Source organism: Massilia orientalis (assembly GCF_030411975.2).
GTDB lineage: Bacteria > Pseudomonadota > Gammaproteobacteria > Burkholderiales > Burkholderiaceae_D > Telluria > Telluria orientalis.
Window position 1 is genome coordinate 178,257 of record NZ_JASNRB020000014.1, and the last position, 24,112, is coordinate 202,368.

The following is a 24,112-nucleotide window of genomic DNA, read 5'->3' on the forward strand; positions in this document are numbered from 1 at the left end:
ATGAATACAGCACTACTGGAAGGCAAAAAGCCGCCTCATTTCGACAAGCACATCATCGGCAACCTGCTGCTGGACGTGGCATCGCCCGCCGAAGTGCGCGAGGAACCGATGGTGATCGGCGTGCGCAACGATGACGGCGAGATCTACCGCCTGATCGGCGCCGCTACCCTGAACAGCTTCATGAACGCGGTCGAGGAATTGTTCGACCTCGGCCTCGTCGACGAGCTGCAGGACACCGAGGAACCGAAAGACGGCTGCGACGCCATTTTCAGCGAGCCTTGACGAAGTTCCTGGGGGTATAATTTTTTCCCATGGACAGAATCGACGCCCTCAAGAGCATTGCCGCGCAGGCCGGGCGCGGCGACCTCCACTTCCCTACCCACGTCGACGCGACGCTCAAGCTGCAGCGCACGCTGACCGACCCGGAATGCCACATCGACGAAGCGGCGCGTCTCGTGCAAACGGAGCCGTTGCTGGCCGCCCGCACCGTCGCCATCGCCAACTCGGCCGCCTATAACCGCTTCGGCAACGACGTCACCAACGTCAAGGCGGCCGTGCAGCGCGTCGGCTTCCGCACGCTGGGCGCGCTCGCCGCCGCCGTCATCGTGCGCCAGTTGGCGAGCGAAATCCACGACCCCGAGTTGCGCGCCAAGGCCGATCAACTGTGGCTGCACTCGACCCACGTGGCCGCGCTGTCGCAGGTCATCGCGCGGCGTGTGTCGTTCGTCGATCCGGAAACGGCGATGTTCGCCGGCATCGTGCACGAGGTCGGCGGCTTTTACCTGCTGTCGCGCGCGGCCGAGTTTCCGGGCCTGCTGGACGGCGGCGCCGACGAATGGATCGAGCATGGCGAGACGGCCATCGGTCGCGGCGTCCTGCTCAAGCTGGGCGTGCCCGCCCCCGTGATGGGCGCCATCGAGGCGCTGTGGAACGGCATGCGCGCGCTGCCGCCGGAAACGCTGGGCGACACGCTGCTGCTGGCGAACGACCTGTCTCCCGTCGCATCGCCGCTACTGGAACGCGATATTGGCTTGTCCGGCATCCAGGTGGGCGCCACCATCGACTTCGCCGTCGGCGAAGGCACGCTGAAAACCATCCTCCAGGAATCGGAGGATGAAGTGCACAGCCTGACGGCCGCGCTGGCCTGATTCCCGATCCTCACCTCGACACCGGCCGCTGCATGCGGCCGGTGTCGTTCGTACATATGTGACTTTCGAGTCACTTACTTTCATCTTGTTACATTCCTTACCGTTTGAGAACTTCTCTTAGGGAAACATGGTGCTATCTTGGCCATATTGCGATTCACGACGAATCGCGAGCCCGAGAACACCAAGGAGTGAACCATGAAGAAACTGCTGCTCGCACTGATCGCCACCTCCGCCGTCGCCGGCGTCGCACAAGCCCAGACCACCACGCCGCACGCCTACGTCGGCATCGGTGCCGCCACCGCGGACAACAAGTCGACCGACGACTACCACACGAACGCCAAGATCTACGGCGGCTATGAATTCGACCAGAACTGGGGCGTCGAAGCCGGCTACACGAACTTCGACAAGCAGGACACGTCCCTCGGCAACGTGAAAGGTTCCGGCACCTATGTCGCCGGCAAGTACAGCATGCCGCTGGGCGAGCGCTTCACCGGCTACGGCAAGCTGGGCGTGTCGTACAACGAGCGCAAGTACAGCAGCAGCACGCTGGGTCAGGTCAACAGCTACGACACCGGCCTGTACGGCGGCGTCGGCGTCGAGTACAAGCTGAACCAGAATCTGGCCCTGAACGCCGAATACGAACGCTACGGCAAGGACAAGGCATTCGGCGCCAAGGCCGATGTCTACACCGTCGGCCTGAAATACGGCTTCTGATTCCCCTCCCCGGACCCGGCAACGGGTCTGCTGCACCGGCGTCGTCCCTGCGCAAGCATGGACGACGTTTTTTTATGGCATCCGGATAAAAAAATGCCCACTCCGGGGAGTGGGCAAAGTCCAAAACTAGGGATGTCCTGAAAGAGACGAGTCCATCTTAGTTCCCACGGCGCGTGCACTCTGTGCGTGAACTCACATTTGTTAAATATTTTGACTAATTCGTGCCCAAGCGCAAAGGACGGCTCAACCAGCTTGGCAGCTCCACACTGACAATGTAAATGTAATTCCGGTAACGTCCAATCCTTGAACCGATATAATCGCAGCTTTCCGGTTCAGCTTCGGTTCATCATGGATGCAATAGACGAACAACCCCAGGACAATGCCAGTGACTTGACCTACCGCAGCGGCGTAGCGGCCCGCCTGGCGGGCCTGTCGGTGGAAACCCTGCGCGTGTGGGAACGGCGCTACGACCTGTCGGGCACGCGCCGCTCGGCCAGCGGCCAACGCCTGTACACGGCGGACCAGGTGCAACGCCTGGGTCTGCTGAAACAACTGGTCGACCGCGGCCATCCCATCGGCCAGCTGGCCCATTTGTCCACGGACGAATTGCGCAGGCTGGGCGGCGGCGGCGCGCCGCGCGACGGCGTGCTTGTGCGGCCCATCGACATCGTCGTCATCGGCCTGGGCCTCGCGCGCCGGATCGCCGCGAGCCCGCACGACACCCTGCTGCTGAACGTGCAGGCCAGTTGCTCGCGTTTCGAACCCGCCGACTGCCTCGGGCCGGACCTGCGCACCGAGGTGCTGCTGGTGGAATTGTCCGAACTCGACGAACAGGCGATCCCGATGATCGAAGCGGCGAGCAGCGCCCTGCACGCGGCGGCCGTCGTCGTGCTGTACCGCTTCAGCCCGAGCGCGGCCATCCGCGCGCTGCGGGCGCAGGGCTGGCTCGTGGCGCGCGTGCCATCCGAGATGGGTGAACTGGTGCCGTTGTGCCAGCAGGCGCTGGAAGGACAGCATCTGCCGCCCCGCGCCGCGCACAGCCCGTCCGCGGGGCCGCGCTTCGACGAAGAGACGCTGGCCGGCATCACGGGCGCGAGCAGCACGCTGGCCTGCGAATGCCCGCGCCACATGGCGGAACTGCTGCTGATGGTGGGCAGCTTCGAGCGCTACAGCGCCCAGTGCGCGTCGCGCAACAGCGCGGATGCGCAAGTCCACCTGGATCTGCACCAGTCCGCCGGCCAGGCCCGCATGATCCTCGAGGCGGCGCTGGAGCGGCTGGCGCGCGCGGAAGGGATCCCGCTGCCGCCGGCCTAAAAAAAAACCCGCTCCTTGCGGGAGCGGGTGAAGTCCAAAACTAGGGATGTCCTGAAAGAGACGAGTCCATCTTACGGCCGCCTTGTGTCAGCGCTCTGTGCGCTGTTTCACACATAGTAAAAACAAAAGCCGCCACGGCCAGGCCGGGCGGCTTTTGCTGTCATGGAGACCAGCGAACTTACACGACGGCGCCGTCGGTTTCGTCCTTGGCCTTGATCGGCTTGATCAGGTCTTCGCGCTTGACGCCCAACCACATGGCAATGGCGGCCGCGACGAACACGGACGAGTAGATACCGAACAGGATACCGATGGTCAGCGCGATCGCGAAGTAGTGCAGCGTCTGGCCGCCGAAGAACAGCATCGACAGGACCATCATCTCGGTACAGCCGTGGGTGATGATCGTACGCGAGATCGTGCTCGTGATCGCGTGGTCGATGACCTGGGTCACGGACAGCTTGCGCTCCTTGCGGAAGGTCTCGCGGATCCGGTCGAAGATCACGACCGATTCGTTCACGGAGTAGCCCAGCACGGCCAGCACGGCGGCCAGCACGGTCAGCGAGAATTCCCACTGGAAGAAGGCGAAGAAGCCCAGGATGATGACGACGTCGTGCAGGTTGGCGACGATCGCCGCGACGGCGAATTTCCATTCGAAGCGCACGGCCAGGTAGATCATCACGCCGACGACGACCATGATCAGGGCGTTCAGGCCGTTCTGCGCCAGTTCGTCGCCGACCTGCGGGCCGACGAATTCCACGCGCTGCTGGCTCAAGACTTCCGCGCCGGCCGCGTTGACGCAGCTGGTGCGGGCGACGTTCTCGCCCTTGTCGGTGGTGATTTGCACCTGCTTCGGCGTGCCGGATTCGGCGGCGCACAGCGCGTTGAACACGGTGGCCGACGTGCCCGAACCGGCGACGTCCTTGCGGATCGGCAGGCGCAGCATGATGTCCTGCGCGGTACCGAAGCTCGTCACTTCCGGCTGTTCGTAACCCAGTTTTTCCAGCGTGTGGCGGATCTTTTCCTGCTCGGCCGCGTGCGGGTAGCGCAGTTCCATCACGGTACCGCCCGTGAACTCGACCGAGAAGTGCAGGTGCTTGGTCACCAGGAAGAACACCGCGGCGACGAAGGTCAGCGCCGAGATCACGTTGAAGATCAACGCGTGGCGCATGAACGGGATGTCCCGTTTAATCTTGAAAAATTCCATGGTCTACCCCGATTATCCTTTCTTGACGGCCGCCTTGGCCGCGGCGGCATCCGCGTTCCACACGGTGCCGATGGCGATCTTGCCGAGCTTCTTCTTGCGGCCGTACCACAGGTTCACGACGCCGCGCGACAGGAACACGGCCGAGAACATCGACGTCAGGATGCCCAGGCAGTGCACGACGGCGAAGCCGCGCACGGCGCCCGAACCGAACACCAGCAGCGCCAGGCCGACGATCAGGGTCGTCACGTTCGAGTCGAGAATGGTCGCCCACGCATGGCTGAAGCCGGCCGAGATGGCCGCCTGCGGTGTGTTACCCGCACGCAGTTCTTCGCGGATGCGCTCGTTGATCAGCACGTTGGCGTCGATCGCCATACCCAGTGCCAGCGCGATTGCCGCGATACCCGGCAGGGTCAGCGTCGCGCCCAGCATCGACAGCAGCGCGAGCAGGAACAGCAGGTTGCACGCCAGCGCCACGACGCTGAAGAAGCCGAACAGCTGGTAGTAGATCACCATGAAGATCGCGATCGCCACGAAGCCCCACAGCGTGGAGTGCAGGCCCTTCGCGATGTTCTCGGCGCCCAGTTGCGGACCGACGACGCGTTCCTCGACGAATTCCATCGGGGCCGACAGCGCGCCGGAGCGCAGCAGCAGCGCCAGCTCGGCGGCGGCCTGCGGGCTGGCCATGCCGGTGGTCTGGAAGTTCGAACCGAATTCGCTCTGGATGGTCGCGACCTGCAGCACGTTGTACTTGCCTTTTTCCTTCAGCAAGGTGGCCATGCGCTTGCCGACGCGCTCGCGGGTCATCGCGCGCATCTTGCGGCCGCCGTCGGCGTTCAGCTCGATGTTCACGGCCGGACGCTGGTTCTGGTCGAAGCCGGCGACGGCGTTGATGACCGAATCGCCGCTCACGAGGACGTCCTTCGACACGACGACCGGCGCGCCGGCGCCTTCGGTGAACAGTTCCGAATTCAGCGGGATCGCGGCGGACAGCTCGGTGCCCGGGGTGACGGTATCGTCGGTCACGCGGAATTCCAGCGTGGCGGTACGGCCGATGATGTCCTTCGCGTGGGCGACGTCCTGCACGCCCGGCAGCTGGACGACGATGCGGTCGCGGCCCTGTTGCTGGATCACGGGCTCGCTCACGCCCAGTTCGTTGATACGCTTGCTCAGCGCGCTGATGTTCTGCTTGACGCCCTCTTCCACCACGCGTTGCAGCGCGGCCGGCTTCAAGGTGACGACCAGCTTCAGGTCGGAGCCGTCAGCGGCGTCGGAGAACGCCAGGTCGGCGTTCTGCGCGGCCAGCACGTTGCGCGCCTGCGTACGGGTGGCTTCGTCGCGGAACTTGATCTCGACATTGTTGCCGACGCGGTCGATGCCGGCGTGGCGGATGTTCTTGTCGCGCAGCTCGCTGCGGACGCTGGACAGGACGCCCTTGATGCGGGTTTCCTCCACGGCCTTCGCATCCACCTGCAGCAGGAAGTGCACGCCGCCGCGCAGGTCGAGGCCCAGGTTCAGCGGCTTGGCGTTGATGGCCTGCATCCAGGCCGGCGTGTTCTTGACCAGGTTGACGGTGACGATGTAGTCGGGGTCGGCCGGGTCACGGTTCAGGTCGCGCTCCAGCGCCGCCTTGGCCTTGAACTGGATATCGGGGGTCGCGAAGCGCGCGCGCACGGAAGCGCTGTCGCCCGAACCTTCCAGACCCACGGCGTCGGCAGGAATACCGTCGCGCTTGAGCGCTTCGGCAACCCGGGTGGCCGTGTCGCTGTTGACCTTGACGGTCGCCTTGGAGGTCGTCACCTGCAGTGCCGGCGAGTCGACGAAATAGTTGGGCGCCGTGTACAGCAGGCCAACGAGTACTGTCGCGAGGATCAGTATGTACTTCCAGAGGGGGTAACGATTCATGATGTTCCAGCGTTCAGGATCGGGCGGAAAGCGCGGCGCGGGCCGCGCGGCCGGATTACAGGGACTTCAGCGTGCCCTTCGGCAGCAGCGCGGTCACGGCGTTCTTTTGCACGACCACTTCGGTGCCGGCCGACACTTCGACGGTCACGTACGTGTCGGTGACCTTGGTCACGCGGCCCAGCATGCCGCCGACGGTGATGACTTCGTCGCCCTTGGCCAGCGCATCCATCATGGTTTTCAGTTCTTTCTGGCGCTTCTGCTGCGGACGGATCATGAGGAAGTACATGACCACGAACATCAGGATCAGCGGGGCGAACGTGGTGAGGTTACCCATCAGACCCGGATCGGCTGCACCGGCGGTTTGCGCGTAAGCGTTGGAAATGAACACAAGGACTCCGATTATGAGATGAAAAAACAAGCGCTGTATTCTAGCACCGGCAAACTGGCAACAGCCAATTCCCCGATGTGGGAACTGGCATGCCGAAATGCAAGATATTATCGGAAATTTAATTGTTTACACGCCGCGGGCGCGGTCCGCGTTGAACTGCAGGCGGAAGGCGTGGAACCGATCCGCATCGATGGCGTCGCGGATCTCCTGCATGAGGTTCAGGTAGTAATGCAGGTTGTGGATGGTGTTCAGGCGCGCGCCCAGGATCTCCTTGGAGCGGTGCAGGTGATGCAGGTAGGCGCGCGAGAAATTCTTGCAGCAGTAGCACGAGCACGACTCGTCCAGCGGCGACTGGTCGTCCTTGTAGCGGGCGTTCTTGATCTTGAGGTCGCCGAAGCGGGTGAACAGCCAGCCGTTGCGCGCGTTCCGGGTCGGCATCACGCAGTCGAACATGTCGACGCCGTTCGCCACGCCTTCCACGAGATCTTCCGGCGTGCCCACGCCCATCAGGTAGTGCGGCTTGTTTTCCGGCAGGCGCGGGCCGATGTGCTGCAGCACGCGCATCATGTCTTCCTTCGGCTCACCCACCGACAGGCCGCCGATGGCCAGGCCCGGGAAATCAATCTCTTCCAGGCCGGCGAGGGACTCGTCGCGCAGGCGCTCGTACATGCCGCCCTGGACGATGCCGAACAGCGCGTTCGGGTTCTCGCCCTGGTTAAATTCGTTCATCGAACGCTGGGCCCAGCGCAGCGACATGCGCATCGACTTGGCCGCTTCCTCGGCGGTGGCCGGACGGCCGTCGATCTCGTACGGCGTGCACTCGTCGAACTGCATCACGATATCCGAGTTCAGCGAGCGCTGGATCTGCATCGAGATTTCCGGCGACAGGAACAGGCGCGAGCCGTCGATGGGCGACGCGAACTTCACGCCCTCTTCCGTGATCTTGCGCATCGCGCCCAGCGAAAACACCTGGAAGCCGCCGGAGTCCGTGAGGATCGGCTTGTCCCAGCCCATGAAGCCGTGCAGGCCGCCGAACTTGTCCATGACGTCCGTGCCCGGGCGCAGCCACAGGTGGAAGGTGTTGCCGAGGATGATCTGCGAGCCCACTTCCTTCAGCTCGTTCGGCGCCATCGCCTTGACGGAGCCATAGGTCCCGACGGGCATGAAGATCGGCGTCTCGATGGTGCCGTGGTTCAGCTTTAAACGGCCGCGGCGGGCGTGCGACAGGCCGCTCGTGTCTTTTTTAAGAAGGGTAAATTCGAGCATGGTTCAATTCCTGGTGGCGCGTGAATGCGTCGTAAGCAGCATCGCATCGCCATAGCTGAAGAAGCGGTATTCGCTGGCGATCGCGTGCGCGTACGCGGCGCGGATCTCGTCGTAGCCGGCAAAGGCCGAGACGAGCATCATCAGCGTCGACTTGGGCAGGTGGAAGTTCGTGATCAGCCGGGTGACCGTCTTGAACAGGTAACCCGGGGTGATGAACAGGTTGGTGTCGCCGCTGCCGGCCGCGAGGGCGCCCGACTGCGACGCCGATTCCAGCGCGCGCAGCGACGTGGTGCCGACGGCGACGACATCGCGGCCCGCGGCCTGCGCGGCGCGCACGGCGTCGACGGTCTCTTGCGGGATCGTGTACCACTCGCTGTGCATCTTGTGCTCGGCGAGATTCTCCACGCGCACCGGCTGGAACGTGCCGGCGCCGACATGCAAGGTCACGTATGCGATGCGCACGCCTTTCGCCGCGACCTTGTCGAGCAGCGCCTGGTCGAAATGCAGGCCGGCGGTCGGCGCGGCGACGGCGCCCGGTTCCTTCGAATAGACGGTCTGGTAACGCTGCTCGTCGAAGTCGTCGGCATCGTGCTCGATGTACGGCGGCAGCGGCAGGCGGCCGTGGGCCTCGATCAGCTCGAACACGTCGCCGTCGAAGTGCAGCGTGAAGAACTCGCCGGCACGCTCGCCGACGCCGACCTCGAACGCGTCCGCGAGGCGGATGCGCGAGCCGGGCTTCGGCGACTTCGACGCGCGCACCTGCGCAAGCACCGTGCGCGGGTCGAGTACGCGCTCGACGAGCACTTCGACCTGGCCGCCGGTGTCCTTCTGGCCGAAGAAGCGCGCCTTCAGCACCCGGGTGTTGTTCATCACGAGCGTGTCGCCGGCCTGCAATTGGTCGACGATGTCGGAGAATTGTCGGTCGGTGATGCGGTCGCCGTCCAGATGCAGCAGGCGCGACGCGCTGCGGTCGGGCAGCGGCACCTGGGCGATGCGCTCGGGGGGCAGGTCGAAATCGAAGTCGGAGAGGGAGTACGTTTTGCTCATCTGGGAAAAACTCGTCGAGCCGCCTTACAATATGGGCTACAGCGTGCGGCGAACCCATTATTTTACACCCGGATTCCGGCCGGCGGGCGCAGGCCATAACCGTTATGCCCAAATCCTGATAAGCCGACAACACGCGCCAACGAACCGCCATGCCAGCCACGAACGCCAAACCGGCGGCCAAAGCCGCAGCCAAACAAGCACCGAAAAGCATCGAGAGCAAGCTCGCCAAGCTCGGCCTGCGCACGGACATGGACCTCGTCCTGCACCTGCCGATGCGCTACGAGGACGAGACGCAGATCGTCCCCATCCGCGAAGCCTCCCTGCGCGGCGGCCACGTGTCGCAGGTCGAAGGCGTCGTCACGAAGAACGAGATCGCCTATAAACCGCGGCGCCAGCTGCTCGTGACCATCGCCGACGAGACGTCCGACATCCAGTTGCGCTTCATGAATTTCTACGGCAGCCAGGTGAAACAGCTGGCCGAGGGCACGCGCGTGCGCGCCCGCAGCGAGGTCCGGCATGGCTTCTTCGGCGCCGAGATGGTCCATCCGGTTTATAAAATCGTCAACGAGGGCGCCCCGCTCCCCAACGCCCTCACGCCCGTGTACCCGGCCGGCGAAGGCCTGTCGCAGACGATATTGCGGCGCGCGATCGCCGACGCGATGAAGCGCGTGGACTGGACCGACACCGTGCCGCGCGCCGTGCGCGAAAAGCTGAACCTGGCCGAGTTCCAGCCTGCCGTGCGCCTGCTGCACTACCCGCCGCCGGACGTCGACGAGCACGCGCTGACGGAACGCAGCCACCCCGCGTGGACGCGCGTGAAGTTCGACGAACTGCTCGCGCAGCAGCTGTCGCTGAAACGCGCGCAGCAGGCACGCCGCGAAAAAGGGGCGCCTGTGCTCGGCGCGGTCGGCGCGTTGTCCGCGTCGTTCCTGGAAGCCCTGCCGTTCAAGCTGACCAATGCGCAGCAGCGCGTGGTCGAAGAGATCCGCCGCGACCTGCGCGAGGATTACCCGATGCAGCGCCTGCTGCAGGGCGACGTCGGCAGCGGCAAGACCGTCGTCGCGGCCCTCGCCGCCGCGCAGGCCATCGACAGCGGCTACCAGGCCGCGCTGATGGCGCCGACGGAGATCCTGGCCGAGCAGCACTTCCGCAAGATCGCCGCGTGGATGGAACCGCTGGGCGTGAAGGTCGCGTGGCTGACGGGCAGCCTGAAAAAGAAGGAGAAGACGGCGGCCAGCGAGATGACGGAATCGGGCGAAGCGCAGCTCGTGATCGGCACGCACGCCCTGATCCAGGACACCGTGCAGTTCGCGAAGCTGGGCCTCGTGCTCGTCGACGAACAGCACCGCTTCGGCGTCGGCCAGCGCCTCACCCTGCGCAACAAGGGGTCCGACGGCCTCGTCCCGCACCAGTTGATGATGTCGGCGACGCCGATCCCGCGCACGCTGGCGATGACGTACTACGCCGACCTGGAAGTCTCCGTCATCGACGAACTCCCGCCGGGCCGCACGCCCATCGTCACGCGCGCCATCGACCAGAACCGGCGCGACGAAGTGATCGAGCGCGTGCACGCGGCCGCGCAGGAAGGCCGGCAGGCGTACTGGGTCTGCCCGCTGATCGAGGAATCGGAAGCGCTGCAGCTGCAGACGGCCACCGAGACCTACGAGACGCTCGCGCAAGCCCTGCCCGACCTCGTCGTCGGCCTCGTGCACGGCCGCATGAAGCCGGCGGAAAAGCAGGTGATCATGGACGCGTTTTCCGCGGGCGAGGTGCACGTGCTCGTGGCGACGACGGTGATCGAGGTGGGCGTGGACGTGCCCAATGCATCACTGATGGTGATCGAGCACGCCGAGCGCTTCGGCCTGTCGCAGCTGCACCAGTTGCGCGGCCGCGTGGGCCGGGGTTCGGCCGCGAGCGTGTGCCTGCTGCTGTATCAGAGCCCGCTGGGGCCCGTGGCGAAACAGCGCCTGATGACGATGCGCGAGACGACGGACGGCTTCGAGATCGCGCGGCGCGACCTGGAAATCCGCGGCCCCGGCGAATTCCTCGGCGCGCGCCAGTCGGGCCAGGCGATGCTGCGTTTCGCGAACCTGGAGACGGACCAGTGGATCGTCGAGCAGGCGCGCGACGTGGCGGCGTGGCTGCTGGAGTCGGATCGGCCGGAAGCCGAGGCCATCGTGGATGCGCACCTGCAGCGGTGGCTGGGTGGGCGCGAGGAATTCCTCAAGGTCTGAACCTGGCACCAAAACGTCGGCCCCACGACCTCAACGTCGGCCCCGCGACCTCAAAACGTCATCCCCGCGCAGGCGGGGATCCAAGTTTGCGTGCGCGGCCGGTGCGCAAACTTGAGCCCCCGCCGGTACATGCTTATTTGGTTGCAGCCGGCGCCGTCGTATCGGCCGCCGCATCCTTCGCGGTTTCCTTGGTCGCCGCTTTCTTCGCGTGCTTGGCCTTCTTCACGTGCTTCGTGGTCTTTTTCGCTTCCTGCTTCTCGTGCGTCGCTTCGGCCTTGGCGACGGCCGGCGGCGTGGCCGAATCCGGCGTGGTCGTCTGGGCCGGAGCCGGGGTCTGGGCGAAAGCAGCGGTAGCGAACAGGCCGGCGATCAGGGTGGCGACGATTTTTTTCATGATGAAGAGTCCTCGGTAGTTTTGGGTTTCTGCGACCACGTTTGCGCGTCGCTTGTGTCTGAAAACGGCCGGGGACGCTCCCCTGTTGACGCGATTTACAAATGCTTACGCGCCTGACAATCTCTTACAGCCCGGCCGTTTGCGCCAGCGCCGCCTCGACCCGCGCCAGCCGCGGCGCCACCATCTCGCGGTAGCGCGCCACGAGTTCGGCGCCGGCGCCCTGCGGCGAGCCGGCATCGAACGGCGGCTGCGGATCGTATTCGAGCGCCAGCTGGATCATGCGCGCGGCGTCGTCGCCGGCCAGTTCGGCCGCGAGCGCGAGGCCGAAGTCGATCCCCGCCGTCACGCCGCCGCCCGAGATCCGGTTACGGTCGCGCACGATCCGCTGCGCGACAGGCACGGCGCCGAAGCGCGTCAGGAACGGCAACCAGATCCAGTGGCATGCGGAGCGGTAGCCGTCGAGCAGCCCGGCCGCGCCCAGCACGAGCGAGCCGTTGCACACGGACGTGACATAGCGCGCGCTCTCTCCCTGGCGGCGCAGGAAGGCCAGCGTGTCGGCATCGCCGAACAGGTCTTCGATGCCGAAGCCGCCCGGCACGCACAGCACGTCCAGCGGCGGACAGTCGGCGAAGACCGTGGTCGGGTTGATCGTGAAGCCGACGTCGGTCGGCACCGGATCGCGCGTCTTCCACACGAGGTGTACCTGGGCGCCGGGGACGCGGCTCAGGATCTGGGCGGGACCGGTCAGGTCGAGCTGGGTCACGCGGGGGAACAGCAAAAATCCGATGTTCATGTCGGGCTCCGTTATGGATGAAGGATGAAGGATGACCCCATTCTAGAAAGCGGCTAGCATTGGCAGCAATGTCAAACTTGTGTCGATTCCTGCCATGCCCTCATCATCACGCCAGGTTGCGCTGATCACGTTCGACGACGTCCAGGTGCTCGACGTTACCGGCCCCGCCGCCGTGTTCGGCGCCGCCAACGACGCCGCCGGCCACGCGTTTTATCGCGTGCACATCCTGTCGCCGCAAGGCGGCCCCGTGACGAGCAACTGCGGCCTCGCCGTCGTCACCAGGCCGCTGGCCAGCGTGAAGCCGGGCGCGATGGACACGGTGCTGGTCGCCGGCTCCAGCCGCCGCAGCCTGCAGGCGCTCGCGCAGGACCGGGACGCGCAAGCGTGGCTGCAGCGCGCCTGCGCCCGCGCGCGCCGCTACGGGTCCGTGTGCACGGGCGCCTTCGCGCTGGCCGCATGCGGCCTGCTGGACGGCAAGCGCGTCGCCACGCATTGGGAAGCGACGGACATCCTCGGGCGCAGGCATCCCGCCGTCGACGTCGATGCGAATGCGCTGTACGTGGAGGACGGCCGCGTGTGGACGTCGGCCGGCGTCACCACCGGCATCGACATGTGCCTGGCGCTCGTCGCGCGCGACCTGGGCGACGCCGTCGCCAACGCGATCGCGCGCCGGCTCGTGCTGTATGCGCGCCGGCCCGGCTACCAGTCGCAGTTCAGCACCGTGCTGGCGGCGCAGGAAAAGGCGGACAGCCCGTTCGCGCGTCTCGTCGACTGGATCCGCACGCACCTGGACGGAGAACTCGACGTGGCCAGCCTGGCGGAGCGCGCGGGCATGTCGCCGCGCACCTTCCACCGCCGCTTCACGGACGCGCTGGGCGAGACGCCGGCACGCTTCGTCGAGACGCTGCGCCTCGACCATGCGCGCACGCTGCTGCAGACATCGATGGCGCTGAAGACGGTGGCCACGCAAACCGGGTATGCGACGGCGGGCCAGTTGTCGAAAGCATTCGCGCGCCGGTTCGGCGTCAGTCCGGGGCTGTTCCGTGCGATGCACGCAGAACACGCGGAATAAAAAAGCCCGCATCGCGCGGGCTTCGTGAGGAGAGCTGCAGAGTTACTGGGTGACCGGTGCAGCAGGTGCGGCTTCCGGTGCGGGGGTCGCCGGCGTGGCAGGATCAGCCGGGGTGGCCGGCGTGGCCGGAGTGGCCGGGGTCGCCGAGGAATCCGACGTGCCCGCGGTACCCGAGCTGCCCATTGCCGGAGCGGCCGGGGTGGCTGGAGTTGCCGCTTCAGCCGGTGCCGTCGTGGCGGCCGTGTCTTCTTTCACGGCATGCTTCGTCTTGGCTTTCGCATGCTTGGCGCTGGCCTTTGCTTCTTTGGCATGGGTCTTCGCCGTCTTCGCATCGGCGTGCGCTTCCTTCACGTCGGCTTGCGCTGCCTTCGTCTCCGTCTTCGTTGCCTTCACATCGGCGTTGTTGACCAGCACTGCTTGCTTGGGAGCAGGTGCCTGGGCGAAAGCTGCGGTGGCGAACAGGCCGGCGATCAGGGTAGCGATGGTTTTTTTCATGATGAAGGGTCCTCTCGGTTGTCGGTCAATGTGCACATCGTTGTGTGTGACTTCTCCCATCAACGAGCCCGCCTGTCCGTCTGTTGACGAACTTTACAATCGGTTACGTGCCTGACAGATGCTTACAGGACGTGCAACGATTATTGCTTTTTGGCGCAGCCTGCAATAACGAAAAAGCCCGCATCGCGCGGGCTTCTTGACGGCGTAACGAACCGGTTACTTGGTTACGGCGGCGACGGTCGTCGCTTTGTGCTCGGCTTTCACTTCAGCCTTGTGCTCGGCCTTCGCATGCTTGGCTTCCGCCTTCGCTTCCTTCACGTCGGCCTTGGCTTCCTTCACGTTGGCCTTGGCATCGGCCTTGGCTTCCTTCACGTCGGCCTTGGCTTCTTTCTTCGCTTCCTTGACGTCGGCTTTCGCGGCGGCCTTGGTTTCCTTCACTTCAGCCTTGGCATCCTGCTTCTCCTGCTTCTCCTGCTTGGCTTCGACCTTGGCCGCGGCCGGCGTGGTGGCGGCAGGCGCGGGCGCCTGGGCGAAGGCAGCGGTTGCGAACAGGCCGGCGATCAGGGTAGCAATGGTCTTTTTCATGATGAAGGGTCCTCAGAGTTTTTGGGGTCGGTGCAGGTCGTTTTGCGCTGCACTTGTCCCTAAAACGGCGCGGCCTGCCCGCCTGTTGACGGGCTTTACAATCCGTTACCGCGCTGACACATCCTTACAACTCGACCATTTAAAAGCCGTAACCGTGCCACGCGTCCTTGAAATCCTTGGCGCGCGCGTCGACCACTTCCGGCCGCGCACGCAGCCACGCGATCACGGCCTCGCGGTCTTCTTCCGACGGCGAGCCGCGCTCGATGCGGGCGACGACGCCTTCCGTCTCGCTGAACGGCTCGCGGCCGCCGAAGCCGCCGCCCAGCAGGCCGCGTTCTTCCAGCGCGCCGAAGAAGTCGTTGATGAAGTCGTGATACGGCTCGCCGCGCATCGGGTTGTGGAAGACGAGTTCGACGTCGAAGCAGTGTTCCTGGAATTCGCCGACGCGCAGCTTCTTGCGCTGGCGGGGATTCAGGCGCCGCATGCGGCTGGTCGAGCGGGGATCGCGTTTCATTCATTCTCCTTGGGTGGTGTGCTGCTCAGTTGTGTCGAATCGGCGTCATAGGTCAGGCCGATCTGGCGCCGGATCTCGTCCATCACGCCCATCAGCGCCAGCGTGTCCGCATGCGTCATGCCGGGACTCTCGATCAGGCCCGCGCGCCAGCAGCGCTGCGCCTCGATGACTTCGTGCACGTAGCCGTTGCCGATGTACGGCGTGGGCACGGTACGCGCGATGCCGTCGGCGCGCACCACCGTCACCGTCTGCGTGCGGTAGAACATCGTGTTCATGCGGACGTGGCCACGTTCGCCGGCAATCGTCAGCTCGCTCGGCAGGCGCGCCCGAAGCGAGCAGCTGCACACGGACATGCCGCCGCCGCCGTGGCGCAGCAGGATGCCCATCTGCTCGTCGACGCCGGTCGGGCCGATGTCGGCATGGGCCAGCACGGTGTCCACGGGCCCCAGCAGCGCCACGGCGATCGACAGCGGATAGATGCCCAGGTCGAGCAGCGCGCCGCCGCCCAGTACCGGGTTGAACAAACGGTGTTCCGGTCCGAATTCGGCCTTGAAGCCGAGGTCCGCGTTCACCTGGCGCACGGTGCCGATCTCGCCCGAGTCGACGATGCGGCGCACCTCGGCCAGCGCGGGCAGGAAGCGCGTCCACATCGCCTCCATCAGGAACAGATTCTTGTCGCGCGCGAGTTGCACGAGTTCCTCGGCCTGCCGGCGATTCACCGTGAACGCCTTTTCGCACAGGACGCCCTTGCCGGCTTCCAGCGCGAGGCGCACGTTCTCGTAATGCATGGGGTGCGGCGTGCCGACGTAGACGAGGTCCACGTCGGGCGCATGCACGAGGTCTTCGTACGATGCGTACGCCGTCCCGCCGAACTCGCGGGTGAACCAATCGGCGCTGGCCAGGTTGCGCGAGCCGACGCCGGCGAGCTGCGCGTCCGGCGTGTCTTTCAATGCGGAGGCAAAGGCCTTGGCAATCTTGCCCGTGCCAAGGATGCCCCAACGTACCTTATCGGTCATGGTGTCCTCCTTCAGTAGTGCTGGCCGGCCTTTTGGGCCGGAACACGGTGTGGTCGAGATAAAAGGCTTCGTCCTGGTCCGGCCACCAGCCCGGCACGCCCAGCACGGGCAGCGGGGTGAAGCCGGCCGTGGACAGGCCCTCGGCCGCTATCGTCTTGGACACCGCGCCATCGATCCAGTCGCGGCGTCCCTCGCGGTCGAGTGCAAAAAAATCGTCGCAGGCGAACACGACGCGCACATGGGCCGTGATCGCCTTGCGCGGCGCGACGAGCTTTTCCATCAGCGCGTGCCCGAACAGCCACAGTTCCGCATCGCGTCCGAACATGGTCCGCTTGTCGAACAGGGCCGAACGCCACTGGTGTGCGCGCAAGTCGTCGACGAGCGCGTGGCCGGCGGCGTCAGTGCGCACGACGAGCAGCGCCGCGTTCTCGTCAAAAATGGTGGCGGCGTCGCGCGCCGGTCCGCGCGACTTGCCGACGCCCGCCTGCGCGATCTGCGCGGCTTGCAGCGCGTTCAGTTCCCGCTTGATGCGCGGGAAGGTCTGCCACACGAGGCCGTTGAAAAAATCGTGCAGGTTCGCGCGCGTGGGCACGCATCCCGTGGCGCCGATGTAGGCTTCGTACGCCACGCCCTCCGGCAGGTCGGCCTGGGGCACGAAGCGGATCGGCTGGCCGTCCACGTTGACGAGGCCGAGCCGCGCCGCGTTCGCGTTGAACCCATCGATGAACGGCCCGGCGGGCAGACTGTCGAAAGCGGGACGGACCGTGTCGTACCACGGCCGCGTCCAGTCGATCTCGGGGAACATCCCGTTACAGCATCTTCCAGCCGATCTGTTCGCCCGCGTTCAGCGGGACGAGTTCCTGCTCGCCCATCGGCACCGTCGCCGGCAGGCTCCACGCCTCGCGCTTCAGGGTGATCGTGCCCTCGTTCACCGGCAGGCCGTAGAAGGCCGGGCCGTTCAGGCTCGCGAACGCTTCCAGTTTATCCAGCGCGCCGGCCTGTTCGAAGGCGGTGGCGTACAGTTCCATCGCGTGCAACGCGGTGTAGCAGCCGGCGCAGCCGCAGCTGGCTTCCTTCGTGTGGATGGCGTGCGGCGCGGAGTCGGTGCCGAGGAAGAAGCGCTCGTCGCCGCTCGTCGCAGCCGTCATCAGCGCCAGGCGGTGTTCTTCGCGCTTCAGCACGGGCAGGCAGTAGTAATGCGGGCGGATGCCGCCCTTGAAGATCTCGTTGCGGTTGTACAGCAGGTGGTGCGCGGTGATCGTCGCGGCGATCGGGCCTTCGGCCTCGGCCACGTACTCGGCCGCGTCCTTTGTCGTGATGTGCTCGAACACGATCGGCAGTTCCGGGAAATCCTTGCGCAGCGGGCGCATCACGCGCTCGATGAACACGGCTTCGCGGTCGAACAGGTCGATGTGCTGGTCCGTGACTTCGCCGTGCGTCAGCAGCGGCATGTCCAGTTCCTGCATCACTTCCAGTGTTTTATAGCACTTGCGCAGGTCGGTCACGCCGGCGGCGGAATTCGTCGTGGCGCCGGCCGGGTACAGCTTCACGCCGTGGATGAAGCCGGTGTCGCGCGCGCGGCGGATCTCGTCCGGTTCGGTGTTATCAGTGAGATACAACGTCATCAGCGGCTCGAACGACATGCCTTGCGGCAGCGCGGCCAGGATGCGCGCACGGTATTCGGCGGCCAGCGCGGCCGTCGTGACGGGCGGCTTCAGGTTCGGCATGACGATGGCGCGGGCGAACTGGCGCGCGCTGTGCGGCAGCACGCTGGCCATGGCCGCGCCGTCGCGCAGGTGCAGGTGCCAGTCGTCGGGGCGGGTGATGGTGAGGGTGTCGGGGGATTCGATGATGGACATGGCGGCTCTCGGATTGCGAACCCCGACATTTTACCTCCACCCACTCACTCTACATACACATACCAACGGCCCTGCAACCTTCGCAGCGAGACTGGCCGCCCCGGCAGCAATATTAGTTGACTAATAGAAAATAGACAGGCAGGATATCATTATATTTTTAATCACTATATTATGAATACTTATATTCGCTCGGCAATCGACACTATTTATCGTAAAGATGATGACCTAATCATTTTAGGACTCACAGGTCGCACTGGGAGTGGCTGCTCAACGGTGGCAAAAATCCTTTGCTCGTCAAAAGATGAAATTAGGCACTCACTTTACAATGGTGATTGCCCAGATAGCAATGAGGAACGCAAGGACAGGATTGTACGCCAACACTTTGAAAAAACTTGGCGCCCGTTCCAGCTTATTCAAGTTCGTTCAGTAATAACGTTGTTTTTGTTGGAACAACCGATTGAGGAGCTGCTACAGCAACTTAGACAATGGCTTAGCGGAGAAAGCGTTGACTTTGAAAAAATAGAATCAGAAATTCGAGAAATAAAAGATCAAATTGATTCGTTTATTCAAAGCAATGATGACAGACAAAAAGCAAATTATTACGTCCATGCCCTACCGAAAGACTCAGACACGTTAAAGCAATTACTCGGAGAAAGTGCGTTCGTAAAACTTTACCAAATCGTTGGAAAGAATCTACGCATATCTGGCCATCCCTTCAAATCAGATTTAATCGAAGGGCAATTTTTTACGTTGGCAGAAAGAGTAAACCAGATGATCAAATTGATCATCCGTACCAATAAGGATCAGGGACAAAGCACTTTAATTATTATTGATGCAATCCGGAGTCCTTTGGAAGCCATTTTCTTCCAAGATCGCTATGCCGCCTTTTATTTGGTCGCGGTATCGACCCCTGATGATCAGCGAAAACAACGCTTATTTAAACAAGGTTATGCAACAAACGATGTTGAATCGATTGACAATGAAGAGTACAAAGCTCGTGACTGGAACGACGCTGCAGCTTTTTCTGTGCAAGACATCCAGGCTTGTCTGCAAAGAGCAGATATTTATGTGAGCAACCCAGATGAGGCGAACAAAGTATCGGAATTTAAAACCTTAGCAAATCAATTGATTCGATTTGTTTCGTTAATGAAACATCCTGGCTTAGTTACACCAACAGCCGTCGAACGCTGTATGCAATTAGCGTACACAGCGAAACTTAATTCTGGGTGCATTTCTCGCCAAGTCGGCGCTGCGGTAACAGATGAAAATTTTTCTGTGCAAGCTATTGGCTGGAACGATGTGCCAAAAGGCCATACTCCATGTAGCCTCAGAAATAGAACCGACCTGCTTGAAGGTTTTGACCAAAAAGCTTACAGTGAGTATGAAAGAAAAGATTCTGGATTCATTGCACAAATTAAATCTAACAACGAAAAATACATTCCAATCAAGTCGACCGGGCGAAATATCTCCTATTGCTTTAAGGGTGAATATAATTCGTTAACCAAAAAGCCTAATCAAGTACACACGCGCTCTTTGCATGCTGAAGAAAATGCTTTTCTGCAGATTTCCAAATATGGCGGAGGACGCGGTGTAGAGGGCGGGATATTGTTCACAACTGCTAGCCCTTGTGAACTTTGCGCGAAAAAAGCGTACCAGCTTGGCATTAAGAACATCTACTACATTGACCCGTATCCCGGAATAGCTATTTCACACATAATACACGGTGGAACGGCCAATCCAAAAATGCACCTTTTTTCTGGTGCTATTGGAAGAGCATTCCATCGACTTTACACACCGATTCTTGCATACAAAGATGAACTTGCTGCATTGGCAAAATAAAAACCGTGCGGCGACTACTTTGTTGTGTGCCGGCGTATTAAAGCACGCCTGCTTAACGTTTTAGGTCTGTTCACTTAGTCTTTCGAGCCGCATTGTGGATGCGCACGATACATTGCAATACAGAACGAAATCACCCATTAGGGCTAGAATCGTGGCATGACGTTCGATCTGCTCACGCTCGCCCAGCTGGCGCTCATCATCGTGTTCGGTTACACGGTGCTGGGCCTGACCGGGTTCGGCTCGTCCGTGACGGCGATGCCGCTGCTGGTGTTCTTCATGCCGCTGCGCATGGCGGTGCCGCTGATGCTCATCTTCGACTTTGTCTCGAACGTGCTGCTGGGCGTGAAGAACCGCCGCCACATCGACAAGCGCGAAGCGCTGCGCCTCATCCCGTTCATGGCGGTCGGGATGGCCGTCGGCGTGCTCGCGCTCGTGCGCGCGCCCGAGCGCACCCTGCTGGTCGTGCTCGGCCTGTTCATCCTGGGCTATTCGGCCTGGAGCCTGTTCGCGCGCCGCAAGCTGCCGCCGTTTGCGCCCGCGTGGGCAGTGCCGTTCGGCGTCGTGGGCGGCATCTTCACGGCGCTGTTCGGCACCGGCGGGCCGTTCTACACGATCTTCCTCACGAGCCGCCTGGACGACAAGCTGGCCTTGCGCGCCACCCTCAGCGGCGTGCTGTTCTTCAGCGCCATCTCGCGCCTCGTGCTGTTTACAGGCGCGGGCCTGTACAACCAGCCGGCGCTGCCGCTGCTGGCCGCCGTGCTGCTGCCGTTCGCGCTCGGCGGGCTGTATGTCGGCAACCGGTTGCACCAGTGGCTGCCGGCGGAGCGGATCAAGCAGGCGGTGTGGGTGGTGCTGATCACCGGTGGGGTCAGTTTAGTATTGCGTAACCTCTAGCCACGTCGTTCCCGCGCAGGCGGGAACCCATGTTGAGCATCCCTGGTCAGCTCAGTATGGGTCCCCGCTTTCGCGAGGACGACGGTCTAGTGAATGATCCGGGCCAGGAACTCCCGCGCCCGTGCCGACTGCGGCGCCTCGAAAAACGCCTCCCCGGCGCTGTCCTCGACGATCCGCCCCTCGTCCATGAACACGACACGGTCCGCCACGCGGCGCGCAAATCCCATCTCGTGCGTCACGACCATCATCGTCATGCCGTCCTGCGCCAGGCCCGTCATCACGTCCAGCACTTCGCCCACCATTTCCGGATCGAGCGCGGACGTGGGCTCGTCGAACAGCATCGCGACGGGGTCCATCGCGAGCGCCCGCGCGATCGCAACGCGCTGCTGCTGGCCGCCCGAGAGCTGGGCAGGGAATTTGTCCTGGTGCGCCAGCAGGCCCACGCGGTCCAGGTATTCGAGGCCGTTCGCCGTGGCCTGGTCGCGCGAACGTTTGAGCACCTTGACCTGCGCGAGCGTCAGGTTGTCGCGGACGGACAGGTGCGGGAACAGCTCGAAATTCTGGAACACCATGCCGATGCGCGCGCGCAGCGCCGGCAGGCGCGTGGCCGGGTCGCCGACGGACGTGCCGTCCACCCTGATCGTCCCCTGCTGGAAGGCCTCCAGGCCGTTGACGGTCTTGATGAGCGTCGACTTGCCGGAACCGGACGGCCCGCACACGACCACCACGTCGCCGCGCGCGACGCGTGTCGTGCAGTCGCGCAGAACCTGGACAGGGCCGTACCACTTGCTGACGTTGTCGATTTCGATCATCTGTATTGTCGTCTTTTCGTTGTCCCGGGCGTGCTTGACAGTACCATCAACGCCTAGGATACTGCCGGGACTTGTCAATATCGCAGCACCAGGCACCCGGCAACTCCCTGATCTTGCACGAGATTGTGCCACGGCAGCGGAACAGGACGGACGATCTCCCCTGCTCCGCCATCCGCCACCCTAGAGGAAGCTTATGAACAAAAGAAACCGCCTCACCACCTGGATCCTCGTGGGCCTGGCGCTCGGCATCGCCGCCGGCTACATCGCGCACACGAATCTCGCCGATCCCAAGGGCTTCGCCGACACGATGTCGCTGGTCACGACCCTGTTTCTCCGCCTGATCAAGATGATCATCGCACCGCTCGTGTTCTCCACGCTGGTGGTGGGCATCGCCAAGATGGGCGACGCCGCGGAAGTCGGCCGCATCGGCATCAAGGCGCTGGGCTGGTTCATCATCGCTTCCCTCCTGTCGCTCACGCTGGGTCTCATCCTCGTGAACATGTTCCGCCCGGGCGACGCGATGGCGTTGTCCGGAACCCTGCCGGCGGCCGGCGCCTCGTCGGGCATCACCGCTTCCGGCCTCACGCTGAAGGACTTCATCACCCACCTCGTGCCGACGTCGATCTTCGACGGCATGGCCAGGAACGAGATCCTGCAGATCGTGATCTTCTCGATCTTCTTCGGCACCGGCGCCGCCGCCGTCGGCGATCGCGCCGCGCCGATGATCGCCGCCATCGACGGCGCCGCGCACGTCATGCTGAAAGTGACGGGCTATGTGATGAACTTCGCGCCGTTCGCCGTGTTCGCGGCCGTCGCGGGCGTCGTCGCCACGAGCGGTGTCGGCGTGCTCGGCACCTACGGCAAGTTCATGGGCGAGTTCTACCTCGGCATCGCGCTGCTGTGGTGCATCCTGATCGCGATCGGCGTGTTGTTCGTCGGCCCGCGCCTGTTCAAGCTCCTCGGCCTGCTGCGCGAACCGACCATCCTCGCGTTCACCTGCGCCTCGTCGGAGGCCGCGTATCCGAAGACGCTGGAAGGCCTGGAGCGCTTCGGCGTCAAGAATCGCCTGGCCGCGTTCGTGCTGCCGATCGGTTACTCGTTCAACCTGGACGGCTCGATGATGTACTGCACCTTCGCCTCCGTCTTCATCGCCCAGGCCTACGGCATCGAGCTGGCGCTGTCCACGCAGATGACCATGATGCTCGTGCTGATGCTGACGTCGAAGGGCATGGCCGGCGTGCCGCGCGCGTCGCTCGTCGTCATCGCCGCCACGCTGAACCAGTTTCATATTCCCGAAGCCGGCCTGCTGCTGCTGCTCGGTATCGACCACTTCCTCGACATGGGCCGCTCGGCCACGAACGTGATCGGCAACGGCATCGCCACCGCGGTCGTCGCGAAGTGGGAGGGGGATCTCACCGATCCTGCGCTTGCCGACAAGGATATCGCCACAGCGCCCTTGCGCTGACCGGCACCCCGAACCAGGCTCCTCCCAAGGAGCCTTTTTTTTGCCTTCCAAAAATTGTTAAAAAAGGAGATCGTATGTTCTTAAAACTTGTACGCACGTGGTTCGCACTGTGCCTCATGACGCTGCTGGCCGCATCCGCGCAAGCCCAGACGGCGGCCCGCCTGCCCAACGTGGTGATCCTCGCCACCGGCGGCACGATCGCCGGCACCGGCGCCACCAGCACGACGACGGTCGGCTACACGGCCGCCAAGGTCGGCGTCGATGACCTGATCAAGGCCGTCCCGGAACTGAAGCAGGTCGCCAACGTGACCGGCGAACAGGTGTTCCAGATCGCCAGCGAAAACATGAGCAACGAGCACTGGCTCACGCTGGCGAAGCGCGTCAACACGCTGCTGGCCAAGCCTGACGTGGACGGCATCGTCATCACGCACGGCACCGACACGATCGAGGAAACCGCCTACTTCCTCGACCTCGTCGTGAAGAGCAAGAAGCCGGTCGTGGTGGTGGGCGCGATGCGTCCGTCGACCGCGATCTCGGCCGACGGCCCGATCAACCTGTACAACGCCGTGCTGACGGCCGGCAGTCCCGACGCCGTCGGCAAGGGCGTGCTCGTCGTGCTGAACGACCAGATCAACGCCGCGCGCGACGTCAGCAAGACCAACACGACGACCACCGACACCTTCAAGGCAACGGAACTGGGCCTGCTGGGCTACGTGGTGGGCAACAAGGCGCACTTCTACCGCGCCTCGACCCGCAAGCACACGGTCGACACGGAATTCGACGTGAGCAACCTGTCGGCGCTGCCGCAGGTCGACATCGCCTACACCTACGCGAACGTGGGCCCGACCGCCGTCAACGCGCTGGTCGCCGCCGGCGCCAAGGGCCTGATCCACGCGGGTGTCGGTGACGGCAGCCTGCCGAACAAGGTGCGCCCGGCGCTGTCCGCCGCACGCGAAAAAGGCGTGATCATCGTGCGCGCGAGCCGCGTGGGCCAGGGCATCGTGGCGCGCAATGGCGAAGCGAATGACGACCAGCTGGACTTCGTCGTGGCCGATACCTTGAATCCGCAGAAGGCACGCATCCTGCTGATGCTGGCGCTCACGAAGACGAACAGCACCAAGGAGATTCAGCGGATGTTCTACACGTACTGATCGACGTCC

At 63.6% G+C, this 24,112-nt stretch carries 24 protein-coding genes; 10 read left to right on the forward strand and 14 right to left on the reverse strand.

Annotated elements, in window-relative coordinates; all coding sequences use genetic code 11:
* The 4 genes from QPK29_RS22285 to QPK29_RS22300 all read left to right on the forward strand — a co-directional run bounded on the left by QPK29_RS22285 (position 1) and on the right by QPK29_RS22300 (position 3,176).
* On the forward strand, positions 1–282 hold the full coding sequence (locus QPK29_RS22285; protein WP_056123771.1) for a hypothetical protein: 282 nt from the start codon (positions 1–3) through the stop codon (positions 280–282).
* A 29-nt stretch (positions 283–311) separates the two neighbouring features.
* Positions 312–1,148 (forward strand): HDOD domain-containing protein, encoded by an 837-nt coding sequence (locus QPK29_RS22290; RefSeq protein WP_371771364.1) that lies wholly within the window; start codon positions 312–314, stop codon positions 1,146–1,148.
* Between the two features lie 195 nt (positions 1,149–1,343).
* Positions 1,344–1,862 (forward strand): porin family protein, encoded by a 519-nt coding sequence (locus tag QPK29_RS22295; protein ID WP_056123763.1) that lies wholly within the window; start codon positions 1,344–1,346, stop codon positions 1,860–1,862.
* Positions 1,863–2,210: 348 nt separating this feature from the next.
* Positions 2,211–3,176: a MerR family transcriptional regulator gene (locus QPK29_RS22300; RefSeq protein ID WP_371771365.1), complete on the forward strand. Its 966-nt coding sequence runs from the start codon at positions 2,211–2,213 to the stop codon at positions 3,174–3,176.
* A 178-nt stretch (positions 3,177–3,354) separates the two neighbouring features.
* Here the strand turns inward: QPK29_RS22300 and secF are convergent, their stop codons facing one another.
* The 5 genes from secF to queA form a co-directional block, all read right to left on the reverse strand.
* The gene (gene secF, locus QPK29_RS22305) at positions 3,355–4,377 is read right to left on the reverse strand and encodes a protein translocase subunit SecF (protein ID WP_056123757.1); all 1,023 of its coding nucleotides are present in this window, start codon (positions 4,375–4,377) and stop codon (positions 3,355–3,357) included.
* A gap of 12 nt (positions 4,378–4,389) precedes the next feature.
* The gene (secD, locus tag QPK29_RS22310) at positions 4,390–6,279 is read right to left on the reverse strand and encodes a protein translocase subunit SecD (RefSeq protein ID WP_056123752.1); all 1,890 of its coding nucleotides are present in this window, start codon (positions 6,277–6,279) and stop codon (positions 4,390–4,392) included.
* 55 nt (positions 6,280–6,334) lie between these two features.
* Entirely contained in the window at positions 6,335–6,667 is a 333-nt protein-coding gene (gene yajC, locus QPK29_RS22315) for a preprotein translocase subunit YajC (RefSeq protein ID WP_056123750.1), read from the reverse strand.
* A gap of 126 nt (positions 6,668–6,793) precedes the next feature.
* The gene (gene tgt, locus QPK29_RS22320; protein ID WP_371771366.1) at positions 6,794–7,933 is read right to left on the reverse strand and encodes a tRNA guanosine(34) transglycosylase Tgt; all 1,140 of its coding nucleotides are present in this window, start codon (positions 7,931–7,933) and stop codon (positions 6,794–6,796) included.
* Between the two features lie 3 nt (positions 7,934–7,936).
* Positions 7,937–8,980 carry a tRNA preQ1(34) S-adenosylmethionine ribosyltransferase-isomerase QueA gene (queA, locus tag QPK29_RS22325; protein ID WP_371771367.1) on the reverse strand — a complete coding sequence of 348 codons (1,044 nt, stop codon included), beginning with the start codon at positions 8,978–8,980 and terminating at the stop codon, positions 7,937–7,939.
* Positions 8,981–9,129: 149 nt separating this feature from the next.
* On the opposite strand from queA, the gene recG reads away from it, so the two are divergent.
* Entirely contained in the window at positions 9,130–11,214 is a 2,085-nt protein-coding gene (gene recG, locus QPK29_RS22330) for an ATP-dependent DNA helicase RecG (protein WP_056123741.1), read from the forward strand.
* Between the two features lie 133 nt (positions 11,215–11,347).
* Here recG and QPK29_RS22335 read toward each other — a convergent pair whose 3' ends face one another.
* Together QPK29_RS22335 and QPK29_RS22340 are read right to left on the reverse strand one after the other, a co-directional pair.
* The gene (locus QPK29_RS22335; RefSeq protein ID WP_056123737.1) at positions 11,348–11,608 is read right to left on the reverse strand and encodes a hypothetical protein; all 261 of its coding nucleotides are present in this window, start codon (positions 11,606–11,608) and stop codon (positions 11,348–11,350) included.
* Between the two features lie 124 nt (positions 11,609–11,732).
* Entirely contained in the window at positions 11,733–12,401 is a 669-nt protein-coding gene (locus QPK29_RS22340) for a DJ-1/PfpI family protein (protein ID WP_371771368.1), read from the reverse strand.
* 94 nt (positions 12,402–12,495) lie between these two features.
* Between QPK29_RS22340 and QPK29_RS22345 the strand changes: the two genes are divergently transcribed.
* On the forward strand, positions 12,496–13,473 hold the full coding sequence (locus QPK29_RS22345) for a GlxA family transcriptional regulator (RefSeq protein WP_371771369.1): 978 nt from the start codon (positions 12,496–12,498) through the stop codon (positions 13,471–13,473).
* Between the two features lie 42 nt (positions 13,474–13,515).
* Here QPK29_RS22345 and QPK29_RS22350 read toward each other — a convergent pair whose 3' ends face one another.
* The 6 genes from QPK29_RS22350 to pyrC form a co-directional block, all read right to left on the reverse strand.
* Complete coding sequence (locus QPK29_RS22350) at positions 13,516–13,968, reverse strand: hypothetical protein (protein ID WP_200948941.1); 453 nt, start codon at positions 13,966–13,968, stop codon at positions 13,516–13,518.
* Between the two features lie 216 nt (positions 13,969–14,184).
* Positions 14,185–14,553, reverse strand: coding sequence for a hypothetical protein (locus QPK29_RS22355; RefSeq protein ID WP_371771370.1), 369 nt, complete (start codon positions 14,551–14,553; stop codon positions 14,185–14,187).
* A gap of 139 nt (positions 14,554–14,692) precedes the next feature.
* Positions 14,693–15,067, reverse strand: coding sequence for a YggL 50S ribosome-binding family protein (locus QPK29_RS22360; protein WP_056329720.1), 375 nt, complete (start codon positions 15,065–15,067; stop codon positions 14,693–14,695).
* Positions 15,064–16,083, reverse strand: a complete 1,020-nt coding sequence (locus QPK29_RS22365; protein ID WP_371771371.1) for a Gfo/Idh/MocA family protein — start codon at positions 16,081–16,083, stop codon at positions 15,064–15,066. The genes QPK29_RS22360 and QPK29_RS22365 overlap by 4 nt, the downstream gene beginning before the upstream one ends.
* Positions 16,073–16,888 (reverse strand): DUF3025 domain-containing protein, encoded by an 816-nt coding sequence (locus tag QPK29_RS22370; protein WP_371771372.1) that lies wholly within the window; start codon positions 16,886–16,888, stop codon positions 16,073–16,075. Before QPK29_RS22370 ends, QPK29_RS22365 begins: the two co-directional genes overlap by 11 nt.
* A 4-nt stretch (positions 16,889–16,892) precedes the next feature.
* Complete coding sequence (gene pyrC / locus QPK29_RS22375; protein WP_056123717.1) at positions 16,893–17,942, reverse strand: dihydroorotase; 1,050 nt, start codon at positions 17,940–17,942, stop codon at positions 16,893–16,895.
* A gap of 171 nt (positions 17,943–18,113) precedes the next feature.
* Between pyrC and QPK29_RS22380 the strand changes: the two genes are divergently transcribed.
* Both QPK29_RS22380 and QPK29_RS22385 read left to right on the forward strand, forming a co-directional pair.
* Entirely contained in the window at positions 18,114–19,781 is a 1,668-nt protein-coding gene (locus QPK29_RS22380; RefSeq protein WP_371771373.1) for a hypothetical protein, read from the forward strand.
* A gap of 156 nt (positions 19,782–19,937) precedes the next feature.
* Entirely contained in the window at positions 19,938–20,675 is a 738-nt protein-coding gene (locus QPK29_RS22385) for a sulfite exporter TauE/SafE family protein (RefSeq protein ID WP_371771374.1), read from the forward strand.
* An 86-nt stretch (positions 20,676–20,761) separates the two neighbouring features.
* On the opposite strand, the gene QPK29_RS22390 is transcribed toward QPK29_RS22385, so the two are convergent.
* Positions 20,762–21,487, reverse strand: coding sequence for an amino acid ABC transporter ATP-binding protein (locus tag QPK29_RS22390; RefSeq protein WP_371771375.1), 726 nt, complete (start codon positions 21,485–21,487; stop codon positions 20,762–20,764).
* Between the two features lie 193 nt (positions 21,488–21,680).
* Between QPK29_RS22390 and QPK29_RS22395 the strand changes: the two genes are divergently transcribed.
* Both QPK29_RS22395 and QPK29_RS22400 read left to right on the forward strand, forming a co-directional pair.
* Positions 21,681–22,952, forward strand: coding sequence for a dicarboxylate/amino acid:cation symporter (locus QPK29_RS22395; RefSeq protein ID WP_371771376.1), 1,272 nt, complete (start codon positions 21,681–21,683; stop codon positions 22,950–22,952).
* 74 nt (positions 22,953–23,026) lie between these two features.
* Positions 23,027–24,103, forward strand: coding sequence for a type II asparaginase (locus QPK29_RS22400; protein WP_056123708.1), 1,077 nt, complete (start codon positions 23,027–23,029; stop codon positions 24,101–24,103).
* The last annotated feature ends 9 nt before the right edge of the window (positions 24,104–24,112 follow it).